The sequence below is a fragment of the Streptomyces sp. NRRL F-5123 genome, assembly GCF_000721495.1.
Taxonomy (GTDB): Bacteria; Actinomycetota; Actinomycetes; order Streptomycetales; family Streptomycetaceae; genus Actinacidiphila.
In genome coordinates, this window is the sequence record NZ_JOHY01000041.1 from 1 (window position 1) to 12315 (window position 12315).

Here is a 12315-nt window from a genome sequence, read left to right on the forward strand (position 1 = left end):
CGACCACCGAGATCTACACGTAAGGAGTCGTCGGCAGCGTCAGATGTGTATAAGAGACAGCCGCCACACCCCCCCGTCCCCCGCCCTACCGCGCCCCCGCCCGCGCCGGCCAAGGCCCCGCCGGCCTCCGCCCTGGAGCGCTGGCTGCGGACACCGCGGGTCTCCGACGCGCCCGGGGTGTACGCGTTCGGGCACGTCCCGAGGAAGCCCGACGACCCCGACCGGATCCCTGACCGACGGCTGCTCGGCGGTGCCGTCCTCGCCCTGCTCATGGGCATCGGGCTGTGGTCGCTGCTCAACAACGGCCTGATCCCCTTCTGGCGGCGCCCGCTGACCCTCTTCACCCCGCACGATTGGTGGGGCGACGGCCCGCCGACGCGCCCGGGAACCGTCGCGGACAACTTCTACGACATGCTGTGGATGGGCGGTATCGCTTACTACTTCGGCAAGCTCGGCAACTGGCCCGAGGTCGTGCGGCGCTACCTGACCACCCCGGGACAGCGGGCGCTGGCTTCACTCGCGGCCGGATTCGTGGTGTGGCTGCTCAACTGGACGAAATATGTGCCCATCCAGGACACGCTGCTTCTTTTTCTGCCGCCGTCCTGGGTCGGGTTCGGCGGAGCAGGCACCGCGGAGTCGGCGGCCGCAGTCGTCTACACCCTCGACGCCCTGGTCGCGCTCCTGATTGCCTGGCCGTTCGCCAAGTACGGACGCTGGACGGACTTCCTCCTGGGCCGGTCACGGCCCGGAGTCCGCGTGCCCGGTCCGCAGCAGTCCCACTCCGGTTACGGCGTGGGGGCTCCGCAGGCCCTCGCCACGCCCGCCGACTGGCCCGAACTGCGCGACGCCGGCCGTCACGCGGTGGCCGACCGGTTGGCTCGCGAGGTCGCGGCCGGGAGCATGAACGACGTCGACTGCGTACGGATCAGGCACGCCTGGCAGGTCGTCGGCGGACAGCGCAACGCCGCCGACGAGTTCGCCGACACAGTCCTGCGGGAGGGCGGCGCCGCATGCGTGCATCCGTCGGGTGAACGTGACGTGCCGCAGCGCGTGGCCGCGCACGATCTGCTGGCGCGCCAGGTCAGGATCGGCCGCGGCGTGGATGACCGCCGCAACCCGTATCAGCACCGGGGCTCAGGCATCGCGCTGGAGCCCCCGCTGCTCGCCACCGGTCTGCTGGTCGTCGGCCCGGCCGGGGTGGGGAAGACCCGCAGGGTCATCCGGCCGGTCGCGGAGTCCCTGTGCCTCCAGGCGCTCACGGGACAGTCGGCGGTGGTGGCCGTCTGTGCGGCGGGGACGGATCTGGGGCCGGCGGAGGCCTATGACGTGGTGATCGCGCCCGGAGACCCGACCTCGCGCTACGATCTGGACATCTACGGGGGCACCACCGACCCCGACACCGCTGCCTGGGTACTGGCCGAAGCACTCACCGAGGGATCGGAGACCGAGCAGCGCCGAGCCGTCACCGCGCTGAGTCAGATCCTTGCTCCCTTCGCGGCGGCGTACGGCCGTTTCCCCTCGGTGCCCGAACTGCGTGAGTTGCTGGACGGCGTGGACCACGCCTTCGGCGCGCTGCGCGCCGCGGTCGACGCCGTGGGCGCTCCCGGACTGGTCCGTGAACTCGCAGCGCGCGAGCGCCAGGCGGCCCGGCCCGGCGACATCGGCGGACTGCTCGCCGAGCGGATCGCCGTACTCGACCGGCCTGCCTTCGCCGGCTTCTTCGATGTGACGGGCAGGAACAGGCCCTTCTCCATGGAGGCACTCGCACACCCTCTTCGGGTGCGTATCGACCTGCCGCAGCGCGCCCACGCGGAGGCCTCACGGATACTGACGCGGTTGATCCTCGCGCAGTACATGAACACCGTCACCGGCCACCGGGAGCGCCCGCACTTCGTCTGCCTGATCCTGGACGACGCCGGCCACGCAGTCACCACCAGCGCCGTCCGGGCCCTGCCGCAGCTGAGGTCCGCGAACGCCGGGGTGGTGTTCGGACTGCGCAGCCTGGAGGCGCTGCCCGAGGAGGTGCGCGGGCCTCTGGTCGGCACGAGCGGTTGTCGGATGGTGTTGGGCGGTGTCACCTCGTGGGACGGCCGGTACTTCGCGGAGGCATGGGGCACCGTGCGCACCGAGACACGCGACATCACCCGTACGCCCGACCAGTCCGGCGGCAACCTGCGGCGCCTGAGCCGCGGTGTCCGCAAGGTCTTCACCGGGGAAGCGGTCACGACCGAGTCGGTGACCGTCCGGGAGGTGGAGCGGGAGCGGTGGTCGGCGTCGGATCTGGCGAACAGCGTGCCCGCCGGGCATGCCGTGGTGTCGTTCACCACGACGGCGGGGGAGAGCGCGCCGCCGGTGCTGGTGGATCTTCGGGGGTGACGGGGCGGGGGGCCAGGGCGCTGCCGTGCGGCACAATTGAGGGGGGCGGCCATTCCCGGTCGGCCGAACGTCCAGCGATTGCCGGTATCTGGTCCGTATGCCCCTCACCCTCGCGTCCCTTGCGCAGCACTCGGCGCTGAAACTCACCGTTCTCGCCGGCAGGGACCGGCTCGATTCCGAGGTGCGCTGGGTGCACACCAGCGAGCTGGACGACCCGGGCCCGTATCTGGAGGGCGGCGAGCTGCTGCTCACGACGGGACTCGCGCTCGACATCGGCGATCCGGAGTCGCTGCGCGGCTACGTGCGGCGGCTCACGGGCGCCCGCGTGGTGGGGCTCGGCTTCGGGGTCGGGGTCGGCCACGACGACGTGCCGTCCGCGCTGGTGGAGGCGGCGGAGCAGGTGGGGCTGCCGCTCCTGGAGGTGCCGCGCAGGACGCCCTTCATCGCGATCAGCAAGACCGTCTCGGCCGCCCTGGCCGCCGACCGCTACAAGGCGGTGACCGCCGGCTTCGAGGCCCAGCGGGACCTGACCCGCGCCGCCCTCGCCCCGGACGGCCCCGCCGCGCTGCTCGCCCGGCTCGCCGGCCACCTCGACGGCTGGGCCGCGCTCTACGACGCGCAGGGCGCGGTAATGGCCGCGGCCCCGGAGTGGGCGGGGAAGCGGGCCGCCCGGCTGGGCGCCGAGGTGGAGCGGATGCGGGAGATCCAGGGACCGGCGGGCGCCGCGGTGGCGGGGCCCACGGGGTGCGAGGACCGGGTGGAGATCCAGTCGCTGGGCACCGCGCGCCGCCCGCGCGGCTATCTCGCCGTCGGGACCGAGAGCCGCCTGGACACCTCCGCGCGCTACGTGGTCAACGCCGCTGTCGCGCTGCTGACGCTGTCCCTGGAGCAGTCCCGCACCCTCCAGGAGGCGCACGCCCGGCTGGCGGCGGCGGTGCTGCGGATGCTGGTCGCGGGCGAGGCCGGGCACGCCCGGAGCACCGCGGGCGACCTCTACGGCGCCCTGCTCGACCACCCGGTGCGGGTGCTCGTCGCCGAGTCCGCCGACGACCGGCTCGGGGCCGAGGCGCTGGCCCGGCTCGCCGAGCAGGTCGACGCGGCCGCGGCCCGCTCGGGCGAGCCGCTGCTGACGGTCCACGAGGGCGCCCGGTTGCTGCTGCTCGCCGCCGAGGACGCCACCGTGCTGGCCGCGGCGGCGGACCTCGCGGAGGCGGAGGACGCGCTGTCGGCGGGGCTTTCGGCGGCGGTGCCGCCGGAGGAGGTCCCGGAGGCGCACCGGCAGGCGGAGCGGGCGCTGGCCGTCGCGGTGCGCCGCGGGCGCAACCTGGTCGAGCACGGTGAGGTCGGGGCGGGCTCGGTGGTGCCGCTGCTCGCGGCCGACGCCGTGCGCGCCTTCGCCGAAGGGCTGCTGCGGCCGCTGCGGGAGCACGACGCGACGTCGCGGGGCGACCTGGTGGCCTCGCTGCGCGCGTGGCTGTCGCACCACGGGCAGTGGGACGCGGCGGCGGCCGACCTGGGCGTCCACCGGCACACACTGCGCTACCGGATGCGGCGGGTGGAGGAGATTCTGGGCTGCTCGCTCGACGACCCGGACGTGCGGATGGAGCTGTGGCTCGCCCTCAAGACCGAGGCCGAGGCGGACGGCTGAGGCGGACGGCTGAGGCGGACGGCTGATGTGGACAGCTGATGCGGACGGCTGAGCTGCACAGCCGAGAGGCCGCGGGGTGCCGGGGCGGGGGCTTCCCCCGCCGTTCGACCCCGCGCGGTGCTACGGCGCGGGCGTCGCGCCGGCGGGGCCCGCGCCCGAGGGACCCGTCCCGGTGGAGCCCGCGGCGCCTCCCCCCGCGGAACCGGCCCCGGCCGCCCGCCGCGCCGCCAGGTCCCACGACAGCTTCACCGTCAGCCCCGCCTCCGCGCCGGCCTCCGCGATGACGCCCAGCAGCTGGCCCGACTTCACCGCGAGCTTGAGGCCGAACTCGACCTCGAATGAGTCCGGGGCGCCTGCCGCGCCACCCTCGGTGACGGTCTCCGCGGCCCACCGGCCCACCGCGCGGACGGTGTCGCGCACGCCGTCGAGGGTGAGTGCGACGGCGGAGCCCGCGGCCGCGGCGCGCGACCGGATGCCGACGTCGCCGAAGGCACCGGATTCGTCGGCGTTCTGGAAGGGCACCTCTCCGACGACCTCGGCCCGCACCTCCGTGCCGTCGCCCAGCGCGATCGTGACCGTCTCCGCCATGCACGTGCCCCCTCCGCAGGTCCGGGCGGCCAGGATAGGCGCGGCGGCAGGGCCGCGAGGGCCGCTTCCGCGGGTTCGCAGCCGCATGAGGCCGGCCCGGTCCCCTACCGGGCGCGGAGGCGCTGGCCAGAGCGTCACGTGGCGGCGCGCCGGTACTCCGCCGTGGACAACATGCGCGGCCTGCCGCGGTGTCTACGGTGGGGCCCGGCGAGCGACACCCCCGACAGGAAGGCGGAACCCACCGTGACGAGCGTGGCGACGGCGGAACCGTACGCGTTCTGGCTGGCCGGCACCCGGGCCACCGGCCGGGACGCCTTCGACGTGACGAGCCCGTGGGACGGCTCGGCCGTCGGCCGGGTGGGCGTGCCGGACGAGGCGCAGGTGGAGGAGGCTGTCGCGGCGGCGGCAGCGGCCCACCGCGCATTCGAGGCGACGCCCGCGCATGTGCGGGCCGCGGCGCTGGACCACGTCTCGCGGCGGCTGGCCGAGCGCGCCGAGGAGGCCGCCCGGCTGATCACCGCGGAGAACGGCAAGCCGCTGAAGTGGGCCCGAGGCGAGGTCGGCCGCGCGGTGTCGGTCTTCCGCTGGGCGGCCGAGGAGGCCCGCCGCTTCAACGCGGGCGAGGCGCAGCGGCTGGACACCGACCCGGGCGGCGTGGGGCGGCTCGCGCTGACCCGGCGCTTCGGGCACGGGCCGGTGCTCGGCATCGCGCCGTTCAACTTCCCGCTGAACCTGGTGGCGCACAAGGTCGCCCCGGCCCTCGCGGTGGGCGTTCCGATCATCGTCAAGCCGGCGCCGGCGACTCCGCTGTCGGCGTTGCTGCTCGGCGAGATCCTGGCGGAGACCGAGGGGCTGCCGGCGGGCGCGTGGAGCGTGCTGCCGGTGCCCAACGACCGGATGCCCGCGCTCGTGCAGGACCCGCGGCTGCCGGTGATCTCCTTCACCGGCTCCGACACGGTGGGCCACGCCATCGCCGACTCGGTGCCGCGCAAGCACGTCACGCTGGAGCTGGGCGGCAACGCGGCGGCCGTGGTGCTGGCCGACTGGTCCTCGGACGCCGACCTCGACCTGGCGGCGGCCCGTATCGCGACCTTCGCCAACTACCAGGGCGGGCAGTCCTGCATCTCGGTGCAGCGGGTCATCGCCGACGCGGCCGTCTACGACGCCCTGGCCGAGCGCGTCGTGGCGCAGGTGCGCGCCCAGGCGACCGGCGACCCGTCCGACGCCGCGACCGACGTCGGCCCGCTGGTCAGCGAGGCGGCGGCGGTACGGGTGGCGCAGTGGGTGGACGACGCCGTGGCCAAGGGCGCGACGCTGCTGGCCGGCGGCACCCGGGAGGGCGCGAGCTACGCCCCCACCGTGCTGGCCGACCTGCCGCAGGACGCGGTGCTGGCCACCGAGGAGGTCTTCGGGCCGGTGCTGTCACTGCACCGGGTGAACGGCGCCGACGAGGCCTTCGCGGCGGTCAACGACTCCCGTTTCGGCCTCCAGGCCGGGGTCTTCACGCACGACCTGCGGCTGGCCTTCCGCGCCCACCGCGAGCTGGAGGTCGGCGGCGTGGTGATCGGCGACGCGCCCTCCTACCGCGCCGACCAGATGCCGTACGGCGGGGTGAAGGACTCCGGCAGCGGCCGCGAGGGCGTGCGGTTCGCGATGGAGGACTACACCTACGAGCGGGTCCTGGTGCTCACCGGCCTGGACCTGTGACACGGCCGCGCCCAGGGACCGGGGCGGGGCGGACCGGGCCGCGGCGGACGGGGGCGCTGACGGCTCGTCTGGTGAGGTCGCCGGAATTCGGGTAGTACGGACAAGTAGCACCGGTTGGTAACCGGCTACCCGGAGGTGACGCACCCGTGTCCGCACCCGCCACAGCACCCAAGGTCACCGAGCGCGAGGCCCGCCAGGTCGCGGAGGCCGCACGCGAGCAGGACTGGCACAGGCCCAGCTTCGCCAAGGAGCTCTTCCTCGGCCGCTTCCGTCTCGACCTGATCCACCCGTATCCGCAGCCCGCGCCCGAAGCCGCGGCCAGGGGCGAGGAGTTCCTGGCCCGGCTGCGGGAGTTCTGCGAGACCTCGATCGACGGGGCCCTGATCGACCGCGAGGCGCGCATCCCGGACGACACGATCCGCGGCCTGAAGGAGCTGGGCGCCCTCGGGATGAAGATCGACCCCGCGTACGGCGGCCTCGGTCTCACCCAGGTGTACTACAACAAGGCGCTGGCCCTGGTGGGCTCGGCGAGCCCCGCGGTCGGCGCGCTGCTGTCGGCCCACCAGTCGATCGGCGTACCGCAGCCGGTGAAGATGTTCGGCACCGACGAGCAGAAGCAGGCCTTCCTGCCGCGCTGCGCCCGCAGCGACATCAGCGCCTTCCTGCTCACCGAGCCCGACGTCGGCTCCGACCCGGCGAGGCTCGCCACCGCCGCGGTGCCCGACGGGGACGACTACGTGCTGGACGGCGTGAAGCTGTGGACGACCAACGGCGTCGTCGCCGACCTGCTGGTCGTCATGGCCCGGGTCCCGGCGTCCGAGGGGCACAAGGGCGGTATCTCGGCCTTCGTCGTCGAGGCGGACTCGCCGGGCGTCACCGTCGAGAACCGCAACGCCTTCATGGGGCTGCGCGGTATCGAGAACGGCGTCACGCGCTTCCACCAGGTGCGGGTGCCCGCCGCGAACCGCATCGGGCCCGAGGGCGCCGGGCTGAAGATCGCCCTGACCACCCTCAACACCGGCCGGCTGTCGCTGCCCGCGGGCTGCGTGGGGGCGGCGAAGTGGTGCCTGAAGATCGCCCGGGAGTGGTCCGGCGCCCGCGAGCAGTGGGGGAGGCCGATCGGGCGGCACGAGGCGGTCGGCTCCAAGATCGCGTACATCGCGGCGACCACCTTCGCGCTGGAGGCGGTGCTCGACCTGTCCTCGCAGATGGCCGACGAGGACCGCAACGACATCCGGATCGAGGCCGCCCTCGCCAAGCTCTACGGCTCGGAGGCCGCCTGCCGGATCGCCGACGAGCTGGTGCAGATCCGCGGCGGGCGCGGCTTCGAGACCGCCGATTCGCTCGCGGCGCGCGGCGAGCGCGCGGTGCCCGCCGAGCAGCTGCTGCGCGACCTGCGGATCAACCGGATCTTCGAGGGCTCCACCGAGATCATGCACCTGCTGATCGCCCGGGAGGCCGTCGACGCCCACCTGTCGGTGGCAGGCGACCTCATCGACCCGGACACCTCGCTGGGCGACAAGGCGCGGGCCGGTGCCAAGGCCGGCGGCTTCTACGCGAAGTGGCTGCCCAAGCTCGTGGCCGGGCCCGGGCAGCTGCCGAACTCGTACGCCGAGTTCGACGGCCTGGCCACGCATCTGCGGTACGCCGAGCGCGGCTGCCGCAAGCTGGCCCGCTGCACCTTCTACGCCATGTCGCGATGGCAGGGCCGGATGGAGACCAAGCAGAACTTCCTGGCCCGGATCGTCGACATCGGCGCCGAGCTGTTCGCGATCAGCGCCGCGTGCGTGCGCGCCCAGCACCTGGCGGCGAGCAGCGACCACGGGCCGCAGGCCAGGCTGCTGGCCGACACCTTCTGCCGGCAGGCGCGGATCCGCACCGACGAGCTGTTCGCCCGGCTGTGGACCAACACCGACGGGCCGGACCGCACCCTGACCCGGGCGGTGCTCGACGGCGACGCCACCTGGCTGGAGGCGGGCATCGTCGACCCCAGCAGGGAGGGGCCGTGGATCGCCGACGCGACGCCGGGACCGTCGCAGGCCCCGAACGCACACCGCCCGGTGCGCTGAGCTGCGGGTGCCGCGAGTTGTCCACAGGGAGTACGGGGTGGTGGACGCGGGGTGCTCCGCGCACGACACAATGGCCCCATGACGGACGCTCTCGCAGACCCGCACTACCGCCCGCACGTCACCGGCGACCCGGCGGACGGCCCCCGCGACATCGTGATCCTCGGCTCCACCGGATCCATCGGCACCCAGGCGGTCGACCTGGTGCTGCGCAATCCGGACCGCTTCCGGGTGACGGCGCTCTCCGCCGCGGGAAGCCGGGTCGCGCTGCTCGCCGAGCAGGCGCACCGGCTCGGCGTGCAGACCGTCGCCGTCGCAGACGAGGCCGCCGTCGGCCCGCTGCGCGAGGCGCTGGCCGGGCAGTACGGCGCGGGGGCCGTACTGCCGGAGATCCTCGCCGGGCCGGAGGCCGCCACGCAGGCCGCGGGCCTGGAGTGCCACTCGGTGCTCAACGGCATCACCGGCTCGATCGGCCTGCGCCCGACGCTGGCCGCGCTGGAGGCCGGGCGGGTGCTGGTGCTGGCCAACAAGGAATCGCTGATCGTCGGCGGCCCGCTGGTGAAGGCGCTGGCCAAGCCCGGACAGATCGTGCCGGTCGACTCCGAGCACTCCGCGCTCTTCCAGGCGATGACGGCCGGCCGCCGCGAGGAGGTGCGCAAGCTGTTGGTGACCGCCTCAGGCGGCCCCTTCCGCGGCCGCAGCCGGGCGGAGCTGGCCCACGTCACCCCGGCCGACGCGCTCGCCCACCCCACGTGGGCCATGGGCCCGGTCATCACCGTCAACTCCGCGACGCTCGTCAACAAGGGCCTCGAGGTGATCGAGGCGCACCTGCTGTACGACGTGCCGTTCGACCGCATCGAGGTCGTCGTGCACCCGCAGTCGTACATCCACTCCATGGTCGAGTTCGTCGACGGCTCCACGATCGCCCAGGCCGGGCCGCCGGACATGACGGTGCCGATCTCGCTGGGCCTGGGCTGGCCGGACCGGGTGCCGGACGCCGCCCCGGCCTTCGACTGGTCCCGGGCCATGTCGTGGGAGTTCTTCCCGCTCGACGACGAGGCGTTTCCCTCGGTCGCGCTGGCCCGCCACGTCGGTAGTCTCGGGGGCACCGCGCCCGCGGTGTTCAACGCGGCCAACGAGGAGTGCGTGGACGCCTTCCTCGCGGGCAGACTGCCGTTCACCGGCATCGTCGACACCGTCGCGAAGGTCGTGGAAGAGCACGGCACACCCGGGACGGGAACTTCCCTGACGGTGGAGGACGTCCTCGAAGCGGAGGCCTGGGCACGCGCCCGGGCGGTGGAACTGGCCCAGGCAACGGAGGCAGCACGCGTATGACCGGTCTCATGACGGTCCTCGGCATAGTGGTCTTCGCTGTCGGCCTGATGGTCTCCATCGCCTGGCACGAGTTGGGGCACCTGTCCACGGCCAAGCTCTTCAAGATCCGCGTGACGCAGTACATGGTCGGCTTCGGCCCGACCGTGTGGTCCCGAAAGAAGGGCGAGACGGAGTACGGCTTCAAGGCCGTCCCGCTGGGCGGCTACATCCGCATGATCGGGATGTTCCCGCCCGGCGAGGACGGGCGGATCACCGCCCGTTCCACCTCGCCGTGGCGCAGCATGATCGAGGACGCCCGCTCGGCCGCCTTCGAGGAGCTGCAGCCGGGCGACGAGACGCGGCTGTTCTACACGCGCAAGCCGTGGAAGCGCGTCATCGTGATGTTCGCCGGGCCGTTCATGAACCTGATCCTGGCCTTCGGTCTCGCGCTGGCGGTCTTCATGGGCATCGGCGTGGCCAAGGACACCACGGTCGTCTCCTCCGTCAGCGACTGCGTGGTCGCGCAGACCGACGCGGCCAAGCGCGACCCGGACAACCCCTGCAGGTCCACCGACCCGACGGCCCCCGCCAAGCTCGCCGGGCTCAAGCCGGGAGACCGCTTCCTGGAGTTCAACGGGCGGCCGGTCAAGAACTGGGCGCAGCTCTCCCAGGACATCCGCACCGGCGTCGGCAAGGCCACCGTCGTGGTCGAGCGCGACGGCAAGCGCGTCACGCTGCACCCGGTGATCACCACCAACGTGGTCGCCAAGACCGACAGCGACGGCCAGCCGGTGGACGGCACCGTCACCGCGGGTTTCCTCGGCTTCAGCCCCGCCAGCAAGATCACGCCGCTGAGCTTCACCGGCTCGGTGAGCTACATGGGCGACATGGCCCACCAAGGCGTCGACTCGCTGCTGCGGCTGCCGCAGCGCATCCCGGACCTGTGGCGGGCCACCTTCGAGGGCGCGCCGCGCAAGGCCGACTCGCCGATGGGCGTGGTGGGCGCGGCCCGCGTCGGCGGTGAGGTCTTCTCGCTGCACGAACCGGCCATCGACCGCATCGCCACCATGGTGATCCTCGTCGCCGGCTTCAACCTCTCGTTGTTCCTGTTCAACATGCTTCCGCTGCTGCCGCTGGACGGCGGTCACGTGGCGGGGGCGCTGTGGGAGTCGCTGCGGCGGCACACCGCCCGGGTCTTCCGCAGACCCGACCCGGGGCCGTTCGATGTGGCGAAGCTCATGCCGGTCGCCTACGTCGTCGCCGGCATCTTCGTGTGCTTCACGCTGCTGGTTCTCATCGCCGACGTCGTGAACCCCGTCAAACTCAGCTCCTGATGTCCCGAGCCGGGTGAGCCCCGAGGACCGGGTGACGTAATCTCGACCCCGGAGCCCGCCCACGCCGGGACTTGTGCCACACCATGGGGATGCCACGCAGATGACAGCGATTTCGCTCGGTATGCCGGATGTTCCGATCAAGCTCGCCGACCGCCGCAAGAGCCGTCAGATCCAGGTCGGCAGCGTCGCCGTGGGCGGTGACGCTCCGGTTTCCGTGCAGTCCATGACCACCACCCGGACCTCCGACATCGGCGCCACGCTGCAGCAGATCGCCGAGCTGACCGCCTCCGGCTGCCAGATCGTCCGGGTGGCCTGCCCGACCCAGGACGACGCGGACGCCCTGTCCACGATCGCCCGGAAGTCGCAGATCCCGGTGATCGCCGACATCCACTTCCAGCCGAAGTACGTCTTCGCCGCGATCGACGCCGGCTGCGCCGCCGTCCGCGTCAACCCCGGCAACATCAAGCAGTTCGACGACAAGGTGCGGGAGATCGCCAAGGCCGCCGCCGGCGCCGGCGTACCCATCCGCATCGGCGTCAACGCCGGCTCCCTCGACAAGCGCCTGCTGGAGAAGTACGGCAAGGCCACCCCTGAGGCGCTGTGCGAGTCCGCGCTGTGGGAGGCGTCGCTCTTCGAGGAGCACGACTTCCACGACATCAAGATCTCCGTCAAGCACAACGACCCGGTCGTCATGGTCAACGCCTACCGGCTGCTGGCCGAGAAGTGCGACTACCCGCTGCACCTCGGTGTGACCGAGGCGGGCCCGGCCTTCCAGGGCACCATCAAGTCGGCGGTCGCCTTCGGCGCGCTGCTGTCGGAGGGGATCGGCGACACCATCCGCGTCTCGCTGTCCGCGCCGCCCGCCGAGGAGGTCAAGGTCGGCATCCAGATCCTGGAGTCGCTCGGCCTGCGCCAGCGCCGGTTGGAGATCGTCTCCTGCCCGTCCTGCGGCCGCGCCCAGGTCGACGTCTACAAGCTCGCCGAGGAGGTCACCGCCGGCCTGGAGGGCATGGAGGTGCCGCTGCGCGTCGCCGTCATGGGCTGCGTCGTCAACGGCCCCGGCGAGGCCCGCGAGGCCGACCTCGGCGTCGCCTCCGGCAACGGCAAGGGCCAGATCTTCGTCAAGGGCGAGGTCATCAAGACCGTGCCGGAGTCGAAGATCGTGGAGACGCTGATCGACGAGGCCATGAAGCTCGCCGACCAGATGAAGGACGCCGGTGTGACCTCCGGTGAGCCCCAGGTGAGCGTGTCCTGACCGGCTCCCTCCCGCACCGGGCCGCAC

At 73.0% G+C, this 12315-nt stretch carries 8 protein-coding genes; 7 read left to right on the forward strand and 1 reads right to left on the reverse strand.

Features of this window, described 5'->3' with window-relative positions:
• Positions 1–177 precede the first annotated feature (177 nt).
• Together IH54_RS0126975 and IH54_RS0126980 are read left to right on the forward strand one after the other, a co-directional pair.
• Positions 178–2376: a hypothetical protein gene (locus IH54_RS0126975; RefSeq protein ID WP_052397917.1), complete on the forward strand. Its 2199-nt coding sequence runs from the start codon at positions 178–180 to the stop codon at positions 2374–2376.
• A 97-nt stretch (positions 2377–2473) separates the two neighbouring features.
• Positions 2474–4024 (forward strand): PucR family transcriptional regulator, encoded by a 1551-nt coding sequence (locus tag IH54_RS0126980; RefSeq protein WP_031521607.1) that lies wholly within the window; start codon positions 2474–2476, stop codon positions 4022–4024.
• 120 nt (positions 4025–4144) lie between these two features.
• Here IH54_RS0126980 and IH54_RS45705 read toward each other — a convergent pair whose 3' ends face one another.
• Positions 4145–4612 (reverse strand): CU044_2847 family protein, encoded by a 468-nt coding sequence (locus IH54_RS45705; RefSeq protein ID WP_031521609.1) that lies wholly within the window; start codon positions 4610–4612, stop codon positions 4145–4147.
• 252 nt (positions 4613–4864) lie between these two features.
• On the opposite strand from IH54_RS45705, the gene IH54_RS0126990 reads away from it, so the two are divergent.
• The 5 genes from IH54_RS0126990 to ispG all read left to right on the forward strand — a co-directional run bounded on the left by IH54_RS0126990 (position 4865) and on the right by ispG (position 12288).
• On the forward strand, positions 4865–6319 hold the full coding sequence (locus IH54_RS0126990; RefSeq protein ID WP_031521611.1) for an aldehyde dehydrogenase family protein: 1455 nt from the start codon (positions 4865–4867) through the stop codon (positions 6317–6319).
• 146 nt (positions 6320–6465) lie between these two features.
• Positions 6466–8388 carry an acyl-CoA dehydrogenase family protein gene (locus tag IH54_RS0126995; RefSeq protein WP_031521613.1) on the forward strand — a complete coding sequence of 641 codons (1923 nt, stop codon included), beginning with the start codon at positions 6466–6468 and terminating at the stop codon, positions 8386–8388.
• A 78-nt stretch (positions 8389–8466) separates the two neighbouring features.
• Positions 8467–9720 carry a 1-deoxy-D-xylulose-5-phosphate reductoisomerase gene (dxr, locus tag IH54_RS0127000; protein WP_031521615.1) on the forward strand — a complete coding sequence of 418 codons (1254 nt, stop codon included), beginning with the start codon at positions 8467–8469 and terminating at the stop codon, positions 9718–9720.
• On the forward strand, positions 9717–11033 hold the full coding sequence (locus tag IH54_RS0127005; RefSeq protein WP_031521617.1) for a M50 family metallopeptidase: 1317 nt from the start codon (positions 9717–9719) through the stop codon (positions 11031–11033). Before dxr ends, IH54_RS0127005 begins: the two co-directional genes overlap by 4 nt.
• Before the next feature lie 100 nt (positions 11034–11133).
• On the forward strand, positions 11134–12288 hold the full coding sequence (gene ispG / locus IH54_RS0127010; protein WP_031521619.1) for a flavodoxin-dependent (E)-4-hydroxy-3-methylbut-2-enyl-diphosphate synthase: 1155 nt from the start codon (positions 11134–11136) through the stop codon (positions 12286–12288).
• Positions 12289–12315 lie beyond the last annotated feature (27 nt).

Coding starts and splice junctions, on each gene's coding strand:
- dxr (WP_031521615.1), top strand. CDS start 8,467: ATGACGGACGCTCTCGCAGACCCGCACTACCGCCCGCACGTCACCGGC.
- IH54_RS0127005 (WP_031521617.1), top strand. CDS start 9,717: ATGACCGGTCTCATGACGGTCCTCGGCATAGTGGTCTTCGCTGTCGGC.
- ispG (WP_031521619.1), top strand. CDS start 11,134: ATGACAGCGATTTCGCTCGGTATGCCGGATGTTCCGATCAAGCTCGCC.
- IH54_RS0126980 (WP_031521607.1), top strand. CDS start 2,474: ATGCCCCTCACCCTCGCGTCCCTTGCGCAGCACTCGGCGCTGAAACTC.
- IH54_RS45705 (WP_031521609.1), bottom strand. CDS start 4,612: ATGGCGGAGACGGTCACGATCGCGCTGGGCGACGGCACGGAGGTGCGG.